We start from the raw sequence: 15,682 nt of genomic DNA on the forward strand, positions 1-15,682 counted from the left end.
AAGGAACCTCATCCACCGAAATGGACGGGGTATCAACTTTTGGCGTTGATTTTTGGCACGCTGTTGAGTTCTCAAGGAACGGACGCTTCCTTTGTTCCTGTTTCCAGGCCCTCCGGGCGCTTCCTTCGTTTCCAACTCTACCAGATCATTTCCGTTGTCGTTTCCGACTCTGGATTTGAATTCGGTGACCGTTGGGGGTCTTTGCCTTTCGGCGCTCCACCACATTAGCGCTTATCCCGTGCGGCTCATAATCGGCCGTTCGGAATCGAATTCGGACATGCCGAATAGGACCCCGCCAGGGGTAAGTCGTAGGTGTTGGGTTGGCCGCTCTGGAGGTCTGCCGATAGCAGTGCCCCGTTCAAGCGGCTCGGGCTACGTTAGGCGTCCGCCGGTGCCGAGTCAAGTTGATCGGCGGCGTGGCGCGTGGGCCCGGTACGGGCTCACCGTCGGGTCGTGAGTGATCCAGTAGCGGTACGGGTGGGCCGCGCCGGCGCCGCCCACTCCGGTGCGGGGGCCATGGCTCAGCAGGTCCGGCGAGGTGGGGGTGCCCGTCAGGAGGGACAGCGGGGAAGCCGGGCCCGCGCAGAGGTCCGTGCCGTCGAGCGAGCGGTCCACGGCCAGGGCGGTGGCCAGGCGGGCCGGCCCCTTGGCCAGTTCTCGGTCGTTTCTGGCTGAAACCCGGCGTTTGCGGGCCAGCTCCGCGCCCACGGTGATCTCCCCCGCCCGCAGGAGGACACCGCTCGCGTGGCCCGGCGGGCCGCAGACCAGGTTGAGGCTGAACCACATGCCGTAGATGAAGTAGACGTACGCGTGTCCGGGTGGACCGAACATCGACGCGTTGCGCGCCGTCCGGCCGCGGTAGGCGTGGGAGCCGGGGTCGGCTTCTCCCTCGTACGCCTCCACCTCCGTGATGCGCAGTTCCATGGGGCCGTCCGGGGTGCGGCGGACCAGGGTGCGGCCGAGGAGGTCCGGGGCCACGGTGAGGACCGGGCGGTCGAAGAAGGACCGGGGCAGGGGCGTACGGTCGGGGCGCGCGCTCATCCAGTCGAGCGTAGTGGACTGCGCACTTTTGCAACCGGGGCCTAAGGTTCCGCGTTTGTAGGGGTAGGCGCGTGGAGTGGCGCGCGTCTTGTCGAGCAGGACTTTTTTCGAGCACGTCGTATAGGGGAGTCAGAGCATGGGGTTCAAGAAGCTGTTCGCGAGCCTGGGTGCCGGTGGTGCTTCGGTCGACACGGTCATCACCGAGCCGAACGTCGTACCGGGCGGGATCGTCCAGGGCGAGGTCCGGATCCAGGGCGGGTCCGTGGAGCAGCAGATCGAGGGGCTGTCCGTCGGGCTCCAGGCCCGGGTGGAGGTGGAGGGCAGCGACCAGGAGTACAAGCAGGACGTGGTCTTCACCAAGCAGCGCCTCGGCGGTGCCTTCCAGGTGCAGGCGGGCGCCCTGCACGTGGTGCCCTTCGGGCTGGAGATCCCCTGGGAGACGCCGATCACCCACTTCGGAGGGCGTCAGCTCCCCGGCATGAACATCGGCGTCAGCACGGAGCTCGAGATCGCCCGCGCGGTGGACGCCGGCGACCTCGACGCGATCAACGTGCACCCGGTGCCGGCGCAGCAGGCGATCCTCGACGCCTTCGCCCAGCTGGGCTTCACCTTCCGCAGTGCGGACATGGAGCGCGGGCACATCCGGGGAACGCGGCAGACGCTGCCGTTCTACCAGGAGATCGAGTTCCTTCCGCCGTCGCAGTACCGGGGGCTGAACCAGGTCGAGCTGACCTTCGTCTCCGACGGGCGCGAGATGGACGTCGTCCTGGAGATGGACAAGAAGCCGGGTCTGTTCAGCGAGGGCAGCGACACCTTCCGCTGCTTCCAGGTGGGGCTGCAGTCGTACCAGGGCACCGACTGGGCGGCCTACCTGAACCAGTGGATCTCCTCGGTGGGTTCGCAGCGCAACTGGCTCTGAGCGGATCTAGGCTCGGTGCCGGTACAGGTACCGGGCTACGGGTGCCGGTCAGCGTCTACTCAACCCAGCAGGAGGTTCCGCAGTGGCCGAGCAGAACAGGGCGCCGCTCCCCCACGATTTCCATCCGGCGGTGCACGCCTTCACCGTGAGCAGTGCGGACCTGGAGCCCGGGGCCGATCTGGGGTCCGCCCAGGTGCTGGCCGGGGGGAACGTGTCGCCGCACCTGCGGTGGGAGGGGTTCCCGGAGGGTACGAAGAGCTTCGCCGTGACCTGCTTCGACCCGGACGCGCCGACGGGGAGCGGGTTCTGGCACTGGGTGCTCTTCGACCTGCCGGTCTCGGTCACCGAGCTCCCGGCCGGAGCGGGCAGTGGGAAGTTCGAGGGGCTGCCCGCGGGGGCCGTGCACGTACGCAACGACTACGGCACCAAGGACTTCGGCGGGGCGGCTCCCCCGGCCGGGGAGCGGCACCGGTACGTGTTCACCGTGTACGCCGTGGATCAGGAGAAGCTCGGTCCCGGCGCGGACGTGTCGCCGGCCGTCGTCGGGTTCAATCTGCGGTTCCACGCGCTGGGGCGGGCGCAGCTCATCGGTGAGTACGAGGCTCCCGCGGGCTGAGCGTTCCGCACTTCGTTCTCCGAGCGTTTGCCCGGTCCTGGTCTAAAGACGACCAGGACCGGGCATTTTTATTGCGTTGTCCCGCGTGGCGCGCGCGACCAGAGTGGTTGCGGGCCTCGCCGCCAGGGTGGTCGCGGGCCTGCACACGGGAGGTGGGCGAGATGCGGGACACGCTGGTGCTGAACGCGAGCTTCGAGCCGCTGTCGACGGTGACGATGAACCGGGCGGTGGTCCTGGTGCTCCAGGACAAGGCCGTGGTCGAACAGGCGCACCCCGAGTTCCGTGTGCGCGCGGCCACGATGGATCTTCCGTTGCCGCGGGTGATCAGACTCTGCAGGTACGTCCGGGTGCCCTTCCGGAGACATGCTCCCTGGTCACGGAGGGGGGTGCTGATCCGGGACCAACACCGGTGCGCCTACTGCGGGAAGCGCGCGACGACCGTGGACCACGTGCTTCCGCGGGCGCAGGGCGGTGGGGACACCTGGCTGAACACGGTGGCCTCCTGCTCCGAGGACAACCACCGCAAGGCCGCGCGGACTCCGGAGGAAGCGGGGATGCCGCTCCTCCGGAAGCCCTTCGTTCCCTCGCCGGCGGACGCCATGCTGCTCGCGCTGGGGGTGGGCGGGCGGGAGGTGCTCCCGGAGTGGCTGGAGCGTTCCGCGTAGGGCCTCAGGTGATCGCGTAGGGCGGGATCATCCTGCCGGGTAGACGGCTGTGCTGGGCGACGTACGTTATCTACGTCGCTCAGCGGAGCAGAAGCTGGACGATCGCGATGGTCCCGACGGTCACGATGACGCCCCGCAGCACGGTGGGCGACAGGCGGCGGCCGACCTTGGCGCCGAGCTGGCCGCCGATGGTGGAGCCGACGGCGATGAGCAGGACGGCCGTCCAGTCGAACTCGGCGACGAAGAGGAAGAAGACCGCCGCGATGCCGTTCACCATCGCCGCGACCACGTTCTTCACCGCGTTGATCCGCTGGAGCTCCTCGCGGAGCAGCAGGCCCATGAGGCCGACGTAGAGCACGCCTTGAGCGGCGCCGAAGTAGCCCCCGTACGCGCTGGCGAGCAACATGCCCGACAGCAGCAGCGGGCCTCCGTCGGGGTGGCCGGCGTCGCCTCCGGCGGCCTCCTGGCGCCTGCGCAGGGCGGCGGCGAGCCGGGGCTGGAAGACGACGAGGACCAGGGCCAGCCCGATCAGGACCGGCACGATCGTGTCGAAGGAGTCCGACGGCAGGGTGAGGAGCAGGATCGCGCCGGCGAGTCCGCCGACGAGCGAGACGGCGCCGAGCCGGATGATGCGGGCGCGCTGGCCCTGGAGCTCCTTGCGGTAGCCGATGGCTCCGCTGATGGAACCGGGCACGAGGCCGAGGGTGTTCGAGACGTTGGCCGTCACCGGCGGGAGGCCGGTGGCCAGCAGCACCGGGAAGGTGATCAGGGTGCCGGAACCGACGATGGTGTTGATGGTGCCGGCGCCGATGCCGGCCGCGAAGACCGCGAGTGATTCCCAGATGGACATGGGCGGGGTCGTCCCCTTTGCATGAGTGAGTCGCCTCCCCGCCATGAAGGTCGAGGGGCCTCACTGATCATGCCGGAGGGGACGGACCGCTCAATCGATGGGGGGCTGCTCGCGGCGTTCCGCGGAGTCCTTGTCGCGGGCGGCGGGGATGCCGCCGCCGGCGCCGGCGTCCTTACCGGCGTTCTGCGGGTTGAAGCCGGAGGCGGCGCCCATCGGGCCGAAGTTGCCCATGGCTCCGGAGAGGCCCTTGAGGGCGTCGCCGATCTCGCTCGGGACGATCCAGAGCTTGTTGGCGTCGCCTTCGGCGAGCTTCGGGAGCATCTGGAGGTACTGGTAGGCGAGCAGCTTCTGGTCGGCGTCGCCGGCGTGGATGGACTCGAAGACCGTACGGATGGCCTGCGCCTCGCCCTCGGCGCGCAGGGCGGCGGCCTTGGCGTCACCCTCGGCGCGCAGGATGGAGGACTGCTTCTCGCCCTCGGCGCGCAGGATCTCGGACTGGCGGACGCCCTCGGCCTGGAGGATCGCGGCGCGCTTGTCGCGGTCGGCGCGCATCTGCTTCTCCATCGAGTCCTGGATGGAGGTCGGCGGCTCGATGGCCTTCAGCTCGACGCGGTTGACGCGGATGCCCCACTTGCCCGTGGCCTCGTCGAGGACTCCGCGCAGGGCCGCGTTGATCTCCTCGCGGGAGGTCAGGGTCCGCTCCAGGTCCATGCCGCCGATGATGTTGCGCAGCGTGGTGACGGTGAGCTGCTCGATGGCCTGGATGTAGCTGGCCACCTCGTACGTCGCGGCGCGGGCGTCGGTCACCTGGTAGTAGATGACCGTGTCGATGTTGACGACGAGGTTGTCCTGGGTGATGACGGGCTGCGGCGGGAAGGGGACGACCTGCTCGCGGAGGTCGATCCGGTTGCGGATCGAGTCGATGAACGGGACGACGATGTTGAGGCCCGCGTTGAGGGTGCGGGTGTAGCGGCCGAACCGCTCGACGATGGCGGCGCTGGCCTGCGGGATCACCTGGATCGTCTTGACCAGTGCGATGAAGACCAGAACCACCAGAATGATCAGAACGATGATGATCGGTTGCATGCGGTTCCCCGTGCCCTTCCGGCTGTCTGTGCTGCCCCGTTCAGCGGAGTCTCGCAGACCCCGGGGCCGCGGGTCGGCTGCTTGCCCACATGCGCGTGCACACAGGTGAGTTGCTCACGTGCCGGTCCGTCACATGACGACGGCTGTCGCCCCGTCGATCTCCACGACGTCGACGGACTGGCCCGGTTCGAAGATGATGTCCGCGTCCAGGGAGCGCGCCGACCAGATCTCCCCGGCCAGCTTGATGCGGCCGCCGCCGCCCGCGTCCACGCGCTCCAGGACCACGGCGCTGCGGCCCCTCAACGCGTCGACTCCACTGCGGTGTTGGGGTTTCTGGTTGCGGTGCCGGTTGGCGATCGGGCGGACGACCGCGATGAGCGCGACCGACACGGCGACGAATACCAGGACTTGGGCGACCACTCCCCCGCCGAGGGCCGCCGTGACGGCAGCCGCCACCGCACCGGCGGCGAACATGCCGAACTCGGGCATCGCGGTCAGGACGAGGGGAATGCCCAGTCCGACCGCGCCGATGAGCCACCACACCCACGCGTCGATGTCCACATGGTCATGGTAGGTCGGGTGGGCGCGGTCCGGACAGGGTGCGGGAGGCCCGGCTGGCGCGCGGACTACCGCAGGGGCAGGCCCTGGGCGGTCCAGCGGTCGCTGTCGTTGCGCTCGACGACGAGCGGCAGGCCGAAGCAGAGGGAGAGGTTGCGGGAGGTCAGTTCGAGGTCGATGGGTCCGGCTGCGACCACCTTGCCCTGACGGATCATCAGGACGTGGGTGAAGCCGGGGGCGATCTCCTCGACGTGGTGGGTGACCATGATCATCGACGGAGCGAGCGGGTCGCGGGCGAGCCGGCCGAGGCGTCGTACGAGGTCCTCGCGGCCGCCGAGGTCGAGACCGGCGGCGGGCTCGTCGAGCAGCAGCAGCTCGGGGTCGGTCATCAGTGCGCGGGCGATCAGGGTGCGCTTGCGCTCGCCCTCGGAGAGGGTGCCGAACTTCCGGTCGAGGTAGGGCGTCATGCCGAGGCGGTCGAGGAAGGCGCGGGCGCGCTGCTCGTCGATCTCCTCGTACTCCTCCTGCCAGGTGGCCGTCATCCCGTACGCGGCGGTGAGGACGGTCTCCAGGACGGTCTGGCGCCTGGGCAGCTTGTCGGCCATCGCGATGCCGGCCATGCCGATGCGGGGGCGCAGCTCGAAGACGTCCACCTTGCCGAGGGTGCTGCCGAGGATGGTGGCGGAACCCTTGGTGGGGAAGAGGTAGCTGGAGGCGAGGTTCAGCAGTGTGGTCTTGCCGGCGCCGTTGGGGCCGAGGATCACCCAGCGCTCCCCCTCCTTGACCGACCAGGAGACCTGGTCCACCAGAGCCCGGCCCTCGCGGACCACGGATACGTCCACCAGCTCCAGAACATCGCTCATGAGCGTGTTGTCTCCCCTTGCAGTCTTGGTTCGTCTGTGCGCCGCCCCGTCCGTGGGCGCAGCCCCAGGGGAAAACCTACGCCACTCGGGGAGGGGTCCGGGCGCGGGCCCGGGTCCAGGGGCCCGTCCGTAAAGTAGGGGGATGCTTTTCGAACCGCGTTCAGGGCGGCTGGCCGCCTGGGGGAACGCTCTGCTGGCCGGTCTCGTCTCGCCCGACGAAGCCGTGTTGTCGATCGTGGGCGAGGACTCCGTGCACCGGGTGGAGGGGCTGCCCGGGGAATCCGGCCCGGTGGGCCTCACCCTGGCACTGGGCCGGCTGCGGGTGCTGGGGGTGACCGGGCTGCGGATCGCGCTCCCGGCGCCGGGGCATCCGCTGGGGCTGAGCGGGCCGCCGGAGTTCAACGCGAGGGCGCTGGACGCCGAGGAGGCGGTCGTCGCGGTGGGTGCGGCGGTGGGGCTGGTGCCGGAGGTCGTCGAGGCCGGGCCCGCGGGTGACGTGCACGTCTCGGTGACCTGGCACTGCCTGCCCGTACGGGAGGCCCCGCCGGCGGACGTGCCGTCGCTCGGCGAGGCGGAGCGGGAACTGGCGGAGGCGCTGCGCGAGGCCACGGTAGTGCTGACCCGGCTGGACGTGGCGGGATCCGGGCCGGTCGCGGAGGCGGCGCTGTCCGTGTACCGGGCGCGGACGGAGGCCGGGCGGGACGCGCTGGCGCCGGGGTATCCGGCGCGGGCGGTACGGGTCCTGTCGCTGGCGCAGCGGGTGGACCTGCTGGTGTCGCTGGCGACCGAGCGGGGGCACGGGGCGGCGGTGGCGGCGTCGGAGATGGCCGCGCGGGCGGAGGCTTTGCGGCCGGTGGAGCGGGTTGCCCGGCGGGCGCTGGTCGCGGCGTACAACTCGGCCGTGGAGGAGCGGTTCCGCTAGCCGCGGGGTGCGGGAGGCGGGGATCTGCGTGCGGCGCCGTAGCGCGAGCGGCCCGGCCGCGCCGGGCTTTCCCGGGGCGCCGCCCCGGGCCCCGTCCCTCGAACGCCGGAGGGGCTGGATCTGTCCGCTTCGAAGCGGGCTCCTCGCCGGAAAGGCGTCGGCCCCGCTTCCCGGGGAGAGGGGGGAAGCGGGGCCGAGGTGCAGGGCCGCTCCGCGGGCCCGGCTGCCATGCCGGACGGACTCCGGCGCAGCGGGGCGAAGTCTGCGGAGCAGTGCGAGCACCGCCTTGAAGGGGGTGCGGTCAGGCGTTGACGCCCGTGTTGCCCCAGGCGCCGTTGAGCAGGCCGATCACGTTGACCGAGTTGCCCACGACGTTCACGGGGATGTGGACGGGGAGCTGGAGCTGGTTCCCCGCGGCCACGCCGGGCGAGTTCAGGGCCTCGCCCTCGGCCGACGCACCGCCGTGCGCCGACGAGACACCCGCGCCGGCGGCGAGGAGGCCGCCCGCGATCATGGTGACGGCAGTGGCCTTCTTGAAGTTCTTCACGTTCTCGTCCTCCAGTACGTCTGCCGCGGCCAGCCGCCGCGGCACGTCATGAAGAACGCTCATCCGACGAACGGGATGCGCCATGTGGGCTACATACACCCGACCGTATGAATCACTGGACCATGCCGTGTCTGACCGCCCACAGCGCCGCCTGCGTACGGTCCGCGAGGTCCAGCTTCATCAGGATGTTCGAGACGTGCGTCTTCACCGTCTTCTCCGACAGGACGAGCGCGCGGGCGATCTCCCGGTTCGAACGCCCGTCCGCTATGTGGTGCAGCACCTCGCGCTCGCGCTCCGTCAGGTTGCCGCCGCGGCCGGATGACGGGCCGGGGCCCTCCTCGGCGAGCAGGGCTCCGGCGACCTCCGGCTGGAGCAGGACGTGGCCGGCGTGCACCGAGCGGATGGCGGCGGCGAGGGCGTCGGGGTCGATGTCCTTGTACACGTAGCCCGCGGCGCCCGCGCGCAGGGCGGGGACCACCGTGCGCTGCTCGGTGAAGCTGGTGACGATCAGCACGCGCGCGGGGTTCGCCAGCGCGCGCAGCCTGCGCAGCGCCTCGATGCCGTCGGTGCCCGGCATCTTGACGTCCATCAGGATGACGTCGGGGTGCAGTTCCTCGGCGCGGTCGATGCCCTCCTGGCCGTCGGCGGCCTCGCCGACCACCTCGATGTCGTCCTGGACCTCCAGGAAGGTGCGCAGGCCCCGCCGGACCACCTGGTGGTCGTCCACGAGCAACACCCTGACGCGGCCGTTACGGCCCGGCGTGTCAGCCACCGGGTACCTCCAGTTCGATCGTGGTGCCGCTGCCGGGCTCGGAGCGCACGGTGAGCCGGCCGCCGACGCCGGCGGCCCGGTCCCGCATGGAGACCAGGCCGAGGTGCCGGCCCGCCCGGCGGACGGTGGGAGGGGAGAAGCCGGTTCCGTCGTCGGTGACCCGGAGCAGGGCTCCCCCGGTCTCCCGGCGGGTGAGGGTGACGTCGACGCGGTCGCCGGCCGAGTGGCGCAGGGCGTTGTGCAGGGCCTCCTGGGCCACGCGCAGGACCGCCTCCTCCTGCGCCGCGGGCAGGGCCCGTACTCCGTCGCAGGTGAAGGTGACGTGCGCGGTGTGGGCCCGGTCCAGGACGCGGACCTGGTTGCGCAGGGTGGCGATCAGGCCGTCCTCGTCCAGGGCGGTGGGGCGGAGCTCGGTGACGGCCGCGCGCAGTTCGTCGGCGGCCTCGGCCGCGAGGACGGCGACCTGCTGGAGCTCGTCCTTGGCGCGGGCCGGGTCGCGGTCCACCAGCGCGGCGGCGGCCTGCGCGGTCAGGCGGAGCGAGAAGAGTTTCTGGCTGACCGCGTCGTGCAGCTCGTGGGCCAGGCGGGAGCGCTCCTCGGCGATGGTCAGCTCGCGGCTGCGCTCGTAGAGGCGTGCGTTGGTGAGGGCGATCGCCGCGTGCTGAGCGAGGAGGGAGAGGAGCTCCTCGTCCTCGTCGGTGAAGCCCTGCCTGCCGCCGGGGACGCTCCGCTTGTTCGCGAGGAAGAGGGCGCCGAGGGTCTCCTCGCCGTCCCGGATGGGCAGCCCGAGGAAGTCGGACATGTCGGGGTGGGCGGCGGGCCAGCCCTCGAAGCGGGGGTCCTCGCGTACGTCGGCCAGCCGCTCGGGGCCGTCCTGGTGGAGCATCGCGGCGAGGATGCCGTGCTGGCGGGGCAGCGGGCCGATCGCCCGCCACTGCTCCTCGCTGACGCCGTCCACGACGAACTGCGCGAAGCCGCCGTGGTCGTCCGGGACGCCCAGGGCCGCGTACTCGGCGTCGAGCAGTTCGCGGGCCGAGGCGACGATCGTGCGCAGCACGTCGCGGACCTCCAGCCGGCGGCTCATGGCGAGCAGCGCGGTGCTCACGGCGGCCAGGCCGCCGCAGCGGGGGCCTCGGGGTCCGGAGTGCATGGCCTCACGGTACTCGTGGCGGTGGGGCGGGCGGATCGGGCCGGGGGCGTAGGGCTCGCGCAGGGAGCGGCGTAGGTCCCGGCCTAGGTCGCCGGCCTGGAGGGTGCTCCGGAGGCACGGGAGAAGGGACTGTATATAAGGGACATTCCGCCGGGCCTTGCGACCCTGCCCTCCGCCGGGCGGGGCGGTCCGAGGCCTGTCGTGGCGAGGCGCCGTACCGCCCGGGTAGCGCTCGGCCGTGGCGAAGCTGTGCCTTTGGCATGAGTTTCGGGACGTTCTCCTGCTACTCAAGGATGAGAACGGTCACTCAATGGATTGCTGCCGCAACGGTTGGTGAGATTGATACGTGACCGATGTGAGCCCGCGCATAGGACGCACATCACTTACGAAGCTCCCTAGTGGATACATAAGAGCACTGTTAGAGCTGACTCACGGGCGCCGGACCCCGAATTCCGGGCTCGACTCCGGCCCCTGATCCACTAAGCGGGATCGTACGTCACACCTTTGCCACAAGTTTTTGCCACCGCTAAGAATTGCTCCCGTCGCACAGCGCCGCGGATCTCGGATCCGTCAGGCGCTTTCCTGCGGCCCCCGCTATTCGAAGAGGTTGCTACGCATGACCGAGACCAGCACTCCCGGCCACAGCCGTCGTCTGACGAAGGCCCACAAGCTTTCCATCGCCGGTGTAGCCACCCTGGGCGCCGCCGCCCTCGCCTTCTCCCTCGTCCCGGCCAACGCCGCCGAGACCCAGACGACCGTGGCCGCGGCCCCCGTCGCCTGGGCCAAGGTCGTCGACGGTGCGCAGACGCAGGCCGTGCAGCAGCACCTCACCGTTCAGCAGGTCGTCGCGAAGCAGCAGGCCAAGGTCGCGAAGGACGCGAAGGCCGCCGAGGATGCGGCCGCCAAGGCCAAGGCCGCGGCGGAGGCGAAGAAGGCCCGCGAGCAGAAGGCGGCCGCCAGCCGTTCCGCGAACCGCGCGCCGGTCTTCGCGAACAACCTGGACGGCTGGATCAAGGAAGCCCTCTTCATCATGAAGAAGGAAGGCATTCCGGGCACCTACGCCGGCATCCACAAGAACATCATGCGCGAGTCCAGCGGCAACCCGATGGCGATCAACAACTGGGACATCAACGCCCAGAACGGCGTGCCCAGCAAGGGTCTGCTCCAGGTCATCGCCCCGACCTTCAAGGCGTACCACGTCAAGGGCACCAAGTTCGACCAGTACGACCCGGTCGCCAACATCGTCGCGGCCTGCAACTACGCGGCCGACCGCTACGGCTCCATGGACAACGTCAACAGCGCCTACTAGGCCTCTGGCGTCCTCCCCAGCCCCCCATGCGCCTCAGGGCGGCCCCGGTGTTCCGGAGCCGCCCTGAGGCGTTCGTGGTGCCCGCGTGCGCACGCGGGCCCTGCGCCTACTTGCCCGCGCGCATGACCTCGGGCTCGTGGCGGCGCAGCAGGCGCTGCACGGCGAAGCCGCACGCGACGCCGAGGAGCAGCAGGACCGTGATGTTCAGGCTCCACTGGCCGACCGTGGCGTCCCAGAGCGGGTCGGTGTTGGTCGGGTTCTCTGCGTCCCACGGCGGCATGAGCACGCCGAGGTTCAGCGTGGTGCCGGCGGCGGCGATCGCCCAGCGCGACGGCATCAGCCAGGCGAACTGCTCCAGGCCCGGAGAGTCGTAGACCTGGAAGAGGATGCCGGTGAAGACGACCTGGACGATCGCGAACATGACCAGCAGCGGCATGGTCTTCTCGGCGGTCTTCACCAGCGAGGAGATCACCAGGCCGAACATCATGGACGTGAAGCCCAGTGCGATGACCGACAGGCAGATCTCCACGGCGGGCGGCATCAGCAGACCCTCGGTGGGCAGGTCGCGCGGGTAGAAGCCGATCCCGCAGATGATCACGCCCTGGATGGCCGTGATGACTCCGAGGACGATCACCTTCGACACGAGGTACGCCGACCGGGACAGGCCGGTCGCGCGCTCGCGCTCGTAGATCACGCGTTCCTTGATCAGCTCACGGACCGAGTTCGCGGCGCCGGAGAAGCACATGCCGACCGCGAGGATCAGCATGATCGTGCCGGCGTCGCCGTTGAAGCGGGACGGTGCCACGGGCGGCGCGAGTCCGAACTTCGCGGGGATCACGACGGAGACCACGCCGAGGACCGCCGGGAGGATCAGCATCAGTGCGATGAACCCCCGGTCGGACGCGATGACCGACATGTAGCGGCGCATCAGCGTCCAGAGCTGGGAGCCCCAGCCCTGCGGCTTCGGCGGCCTGGTCTGCTGCACGGCGGGCTGCACCGACTGCGGGGCGACCGCGTCGATGTCGGCGGCGTAGAGCTGGTAGTGCTGCGAGCCCTTCCAGCGGCCGGCCCAGTCGTAGTCGCGGTAGCTCTCGAAGGCGGAGAACACGTCGGCCCAGGTGGAGTAGCCGAAGAAGTTCAGCGCCTCGTCCGGCGGACCGAAGTACGCGACCGAGCCGCCCGGGGCCATGACCAGCAGTTTGTCGCAGATGGCCAGCTCGGCGACCGAGTGCGTGACGACGAGGACCGTGCGGCCGTCGTCGGCGAGACCGCGCAGCAGCTGCATGACATCGCGGTCCATGCCCGGGTCGAGGCCCGAGGTCGGCTCGTCCAGGAAGATCAGCGACGGCTTGGTCAGCAGCTCCAGGGCCACGGACACGCGCTTGCGCTGGCCGCCCGAGAGCGAGGTGATCTTCTTGTCCTTGTGGATGTCGAGCTTGAGCTCGCGCAGCACCTCGTTGATGCGGGCGGCGCGCTCGGACTCGGCGGTGTCGCCCGGGAAGCGGAGCTTGGCCGCGTACTTGAGGGCGGTGCTGACCTTCAGCTCCTTGTGCAGGATGTCGTCCTGCGGGACCAGGCCGATGCGCTGGCGGAGCTCCGCGAACTGCTTGTACAGGTTGCGGTTGTCGTAGAGGACGTCGCCCTCGTTGGCCGGGCGGTAGCCGGTCAGCGCCTTGAGGAGCGTCGACTTGCCGGAGCCGGAGGGGCCGATGACGCCGATCAGCGACTTCTCCGGGACGCCGAAGGTGACGTCCTTGAGGATCTGCTTGCCGCCGTCGACCGTGACCGTGAGGTGGCGGGCCGAGAAGGAGACGTCACCGGTGTCGACGAACTCCTCGAGGCGGTCGCCGACGATCCGGAAGGTCGAGTGGCCGACGCCGACGATGTCGTTCGGGCCGAGCAGCGCGGTGCCGGACTTCGCCAGCGGCTGGCCGTTGACGTAGGTGCCGTTGTGGCTGCCGAGGTCGCGGATCTCGAAGCGGCCGCCCGGCATCGAGTGGAACTCCGCGTGGTGGCGGGAGACCTGGAGGTCGGAGACCACCAGCTCGTTCTCCAGCGCACGGCCGATGCGCATGACGTGGCCCAGCGCGAGCTGGTGGAACGTCGTCGGGCTGCGGTGGTCGCCGTAACCCGGGGTACCGCCGCCGCCCTGCTGCTGCTGGTGCTGCTGCGGGAAGGGCTGCGCCTGGTGCGGCTGCTGGGCCTGCTGCTGCGGGAACGGCGGGGCCTGCTGGACCTGCTGTTCCCAGGGCTGCTGCGGTGCCTGCGGCTGTGCCTGCTGCGCGTACGCCTGGGCGGGCGCCTGCTGTGCCACGGCCGGCTGCGGCGCCTGGGCGGCCACGGGCGCGACGGGATTCAGTCGCGGCCCGTCGGTGGCGTTGCCCAGGTGCACCGGCGTACCGGGTACGAGCTCCGCCTGCTGGACCCTCGCCCCGCGCACGTAGGTGCCGTTGGTGCTGCCGTGGTCCTCGATTCCCCAACCTCGCCCGTTCCAGGCGATGGTGGCGTGCCGCCACGACACCCGGGCGTCATCGATCACCACGTCTCCCTGGGGGTCGCGCCCCAGCGAGTACGACCTGGACGGATCGAGCGTCCAGGTCCTTCCATTCAATTCCAGTACGAGTTCCGGCACTCCAGCCCCACTTAAGTCCCCCGAGATCCCCCATGACGTCAGGGAGTCTAGGGATGGCGAACATCCGGGGGAACTATTTCAGGCGCACGGCCACAAGGGGAATCCGGGCCACGTGGCGGCGTCCCGGGAGGCCGGCCGAGGGGGTCGAAAGCGGCCCGGAAGGTGCGATTCAGGACGTCTTGACCTCCGTCCGGGAGCACTGGAGACTCCGCTCCGTCCCGGGAGGCGGGCGGCCGCCCGGCCGTTGCCCTCCGTTCCGGTCCTGGTCTGCGGCCACCCGGCGCGCCTCCTCCCCGAACCTCCACGCAGCCGCCCCCCGGCCCGCGCATGTCCACCGCGTGTCCTGCACGCGTCCGCCGCGCGGCTCCCGCACGTCCGTACGGAGCGAATCGGTTCCGCCAGGTGGGACGGGGCTCCGTGCGCGCAGGACGGGGAGATACGGTGAAGGCACCATGAGCGCTTCGCAGACCTCCGACGTCCCCACCCTCCTCGTCAAGATCTTCGGCAAGGACCGTCCCGGGATCACCGCCGGGCTGTTCGACACCCTCGCCGCCTACTCCGTCGACGTCGTCGACATCGAGCAGGTCGTCACCCGAGGCCGCATCGTCCTGTGCGCCCTCGTCACCCACCCGACCGCCGGCACCGAGGGCGAGCTGCGGGCCACCGTCCACAGCTGGGCCGAGTCCCTCAAGCTGCAGGCCGAGATCCTCTCCGGCACCGGTGACAACCGGCCGCGCGGCAGTGGCCGTTCGCACGTCACCGTGCTCGGGCATCCGCTCACCGCCGAGTCAACGGCCGCCATCGCCGCGCGGATCACCGCGACCGGCGGCAACATCGACCGCATCTTCCGGCTCGCGAAGTATCCGGTGACGGCCGTGGAGTTCGCCGTCTCCGGCACCGCGACCGAGCCGCTGCGCACCGCGCTGGCCACCGCCGCCGCGCAGATCGGCGTCGACGTGGCCGTGGTCTCGGCCGGGCTGCACCGGCGGGCCCAGCGCCTCGTCGTCATGGACGTGGACTCGACGCTGATCCAGGACGAGGTCATCGAGCTCTTCGCCGCGCACGCCGGCTGTGAGGCCGAGGTCGCCGAGGTGACCGAGCGGGCCATGCGCGGGGAGCTGGACTTCGAGCAGTCGCTGCACGCGCGGGTCGCGCTGCTGGCCGGGCTGGACGCCTCCGTGGTGGACAAGGTCCGCTCCGAGGTGCGCCTCACCCCGGGCGCCCGGACGCTGATCCGCACCCTCAAGCGGCTCGGATACCAGGTGGGCGTGGTCTCCGGCGGGTTCACGCAGGTGACGGACGACCTGCGGGAGCGGCTCGGGCTGGACTTCGCCTCCGCCAACACCCTGGAGATCGTCGACGGCAAGCTGACGGGCAGGGTCACCGGCGAGATCGTGGACCGGGCCGGCAAGGCCCGGCTGCTGCGCCGGTTCGCCGCGGAGGCGGGCGTACCGCTGGCCCAGACCGTGGCCATCGGTGATGGTGCCAACGACCTGGACATGCTGAACGCGGCCGGGCTGGGCGTGGCCTTCTGCGCCAAGCCGGTGGTCCGCCAGGCCGCGCACACCGCGGTGAACGTGCCCTTCCTGGACGCCGTGCTCTACCTGCTCGGAATCACCCGCGAAGAGGTCGAGGCCGCCGACCTGGCGTGACGGACACCTCTCCGCCACGCCCCCTACGACGGAGCGGGCCCCGGCGCCTGCCCACTGGCGGGGCCCGGGACCGCGGAGGGGGCGGGCCCGTGAGGCGGGC

General features: G+C 70.5%; 16 protein-coding genes. 7 read left to right on the top strand and 9 right to left on the bottom strand.

Annotated features, from left to right (window positions below; translation table 11 throughout):
* Positions 1-228: hypothetical protein (locus ABZY57_RS28755; RefSeq protein WP_356516801.1), on the top strand; the 228-nt coding region annotated here is incomplete at its 5' end.
* A gap of 171 nt (positions 229-399) precedes the next feature.
* Here ABZY57_RS28755 and ABZY57_RS28760 read toward each other — a convergent pair.
* Complete coding sequence (locus tag ABZY57_RS28760) at positions 400-1,041, bottom strand: DNA-3-methyladenine glycosylase (RefSeq protein WP_356516803.1); 642 nt, start codon at positions 1,039-1,041, stop codon at positions 400-402.
* Positions 1,042-1,177: 136 nt separating this feature from the next.
* Here ABZY57_RS28760 and ABZY57_RS28765 point away from each other — a divergent pair, with 136 nt between their 5' ends.
* The 3 genes from ABZY57_RS28765 (at position 1,178) to ABZY57_RS28775 (ending at position 3,241) form a co-directional block, all read left to right on the top strand.
* Positions 1,178-1,960, top strand: a complete 783-nt coding sequence (locus ABZY57_RS28765; RefSeq protein WP_356516805.1) for a sporulation protein — start codon at positions 1,178-1,180, stop codon at positions 1,958-1,960.
* 82 nt (positions 1,961-2,042) lie between these two features.
* Complete coding sequence (locus ABZY57_RS28770) at positions 2,043-2,576, top strand: YbhB/YbcL family Raf kinase inhibitor-like protein (protein WP_356516807.1); 534 nt, start codon at positions 2,043-2,045, stop codon at positions 2,574-2,576.
* 161 nt (positions 2,577-2,737) lie between these two features.
* A complete protein-coding gene (locus ABZY57_RS28775) occupies positions 2,738-3,241 on the top strand; it encodes an HNH endonuclease (protein WP_356516809.1) in 504 nt (167 codons plus the stop codon).
* A gap of 79 nt (positions 3,242-3,320) precedes the next feature.
* Here ABZY57_RS28775 and ABZY57_RS28780 read toward each other — a convergent pair whose 3' ends face one another.
* The 4 genes from ABZY57_RS28780 to ABZY57_RS28795 all read right to left on the bottom strand — a co-directional run bounded on the left by ABZY57_RS28780 (position 3,321) and on the right by ABZY57_RS28795 (position 6,598).
* On the bottom strand, positions 3,321-4,091 hold the full coding sequence (locus tag ABZY57_RS28780) for a sulfite exporter TauE/SafE family protein (protein ID WP_356516811.1): 771 nt from the start codon (positions 4,089-4,091) through the stop codon (positions 3,321-3,323).
* A 90-nt stretch (positions 4,092-4,181) separates the two neighbouring features.
* On the bottom strand, positions 4,182-5,177 hold the full coding sequence (locus ABZY57_RS28785; protein WP_356516813.1) for an SPFH domain-containing protein: 996 nt from the start codon (positions 5,175-5,177) through the stop codon (positions 4,182-4,184).
* A gap of 129 nt (positions 5,178-5,306) precedes the next feature.
* Positions 5,307-5,738, bottom strand: coding sequence for an NfeD family protein (locus ABZY57_RS28790; RefSeq protein WP_356516815.1), 432 nt, complete (start codon positions 5,736-5,738; stop codon positions 5,307-5,309).
* A 65-nt stretch (positions 5,739-5,803) separates the two neighbouring features.
* On the bottom strand, positions 5,804-6,598 hold the full coding sequence (locus ABZY57_RS28795; protein WP_327252042.1) for an ABC transporter ATP-binding protein: 795 nt from the start codon (positions 6,596-6,598) through the stop codon (positions 5,804-5,806).
* Positions 6,599-6,740: 142 nt separating this feature from the next.
* Here ABZY57_RS28795 and ABZY57_RS28800 point away from each other — a divergent pair, with 142 nt between their 5' ends.
* Positions 6,741-7,520 carry a hypothetical protein gene (locus ABZY57_RS28800; RefSeq protein WP_356516817.1) on the top strand — a complete coding sequence of 260 codons (780 nt, stop codon included), beginning with the start codon at positions 6,741-6,743 and terminating at the stop codon, positions 7,518-7,520.
* A gap of 301 nt (positions 7,521-7,821) precedes the next feature.
* On the opposite strand, the gene ABZY57_RS28805 is transcribed toward ABZY57_RS28800, so the two are convergent.
* The 3 genes from ABZY57_RS28805 to ABZY57_RS28815 all read right to left on the bottom strand — a co-directional run bounded on the left by ABZY57_RS28805 (position 7,822) and on the right by ABZY57_RS28815 (position 9,989).
* A complete protein-coding gene (locus tag ABZY57_RS28805; protein ID WP_214956057.1) occupies positions 7,822-8,067 on the bottom strand; it encodes a chaplin in 246 nt (81 codons plus the stop codon).
* Positions 8,068-8,179: 112 nt separating this feature from the next.
* Complete coding sequence (locus ABZY57_RS28810) at positions 8,180-8,839, bottom strand: response regulator transcription factor (RefSeq protein WP_356516819.1); 660 nt, start codon at positions 8,837-8,839, stop codon at positions 8,180-8,182.
* Entirely contained in the window at positions 8,832-9,989 is a 1,158-nt protein-coding gene (locus tag ABZY57_RS28815; RefSeq protein ID WP_356516821.1) for a GAF domain-containing sensor histidine kinase, read from the bottom strand. The genes ABZY57_RS28810 and ABZY57_RS28815 overlap by 8 nt, the downstream gene beginning before the upstream one ends.
* Positions 9,990-10,605: 616 nt before the next feature.
* Here ABZY57_RS28815 and ABZY57_RS28820 point away from each other — a divergent pair.
* A complete protein-coding gene (locus tag ABZY57_RS28820; protein WP_356516823.1) occupies positions 10,606-11,298 on the top strand; it encodes a transglycosylase SLT domain-containing protein in 693 nt (230 codons plus the stop codon).
* Between the two features lie 106 nt (positions 11,299-11,404).
* Here ABZY57_RS28820 and ABZY57_RS28825 read toward each other — a convergent pair whose 3' ends face one another.
* A complete protein-coding gene (locus tag ABZY57_RS28825) occupies positions 11,405-13,930 on the bottom strand; it encodes an FHA domain-containing protein (protein ID WP_356516825.1) in 2,526 nt (841 codons plus the stop codon).
* Between the two features lie 452 nt (positions 13,931-14,382).
* On the opposite strand from ABZY57_RS28825, the gene serB reads away from it, so the two are divergent.
* Complete coding sequence (gene serB / locus ABZY57_RS28830) at positions 14,383-15,582, top strand: phosphoserine phosphatase SerB (RefSeq protein WP_356516827.1); 1,200 nt, start codon at positions 14,383-14,385, stop codon at positions 15,580-15,582.
* Positions 15,583-15,682: the final 100 nt, after the last annotated feature.

It is taken from the genome of Streptomyces sp. NPDC006450 (genome assembly GCF_040612195.1).
Taxonomy (GTDB): domain Bacteria; phylum Actinomycetota; class Actinomycetes; order Streptomycetales; family Streptomycetaceae; genus Streptomyces.

Excerpts from the sequence above, each read along its gene's own strand:
- ABZY57_RS28765 (WP_356516805.1), top strand. The coding sequence starts at position 1,178 with ATGGGGTTCAAGAAGCTGTTCGCGAGCCTGGGTGCCGGTGGTGCTTCG.
- ABZY57_RS28800 (WP_356516817.1), top strand. The coding sequence starts at position 6,741 with ATGCTTTTCGAACCGCGTTCAGGGCGGCTGGCCGCCTGGGGGAACGCT.
- ABZY57_RS28780 (WP_356516811.1), bottom strand. The coding sequence starts at position 4,091 with ATGTCCATCTGGGAATCACTCGCGGTCTTCGCGGCCGGCATCGGCGCC.
- ABZY57_RS28785 (WP_356516813.1), bottom strand. The coding sequence starts at position 5,177 with ATGCAACCGATCATCATCGTTCTGATCATTCTGGTGGTTCTGGTCTTC.
- ABZY57_RS28775 (WP_356516809.1), top strand. The coding sequence starts at position 2,738 with ATGCGGGACACGCTGGTGCTGAACGCGAGCTTCGAGCCGCTGTCGACG.
- ABZY57_RS28760 (WP_356516803.1), bottom strand. The coding sequence starts at position 1,041 with ATGAGCGCGCGCCCCGACCGTACGCCCCTGCCCCGGTCCTTCTTCGAC.
- ABZY57_RS28820 (WP_356516823.1), top strand. The coding sequence starts at position 10,606 with ATGACCGAGACCAGCACTCCCGGCCACAGCCGTCGTCTGACGAAGGCC.
- ABZY57_RS28815 (WP_356516821.1), bottom strand. The coding sequence starts at position 9,989 with ATGCACTCCGGACCCCGAGGCCCCCGCTGCGGCGGCCTGGCCGCCGTG.
- ABZY57_RS28795 (WP_327252042.1), bottom strand. The coding sequence starts at position 6,598 with ATGAGCGATGTTCTGGAGCTGGTGGACGTATCCGTGGTCCGCGAGGGC.
- serB (WP_356516827.1), top strand. The coding sequence starts at position 14,383 with ATGAGCGCTTCGCAGACCTCCGACGTCCCCACCCTCCTCGTCAAGATC.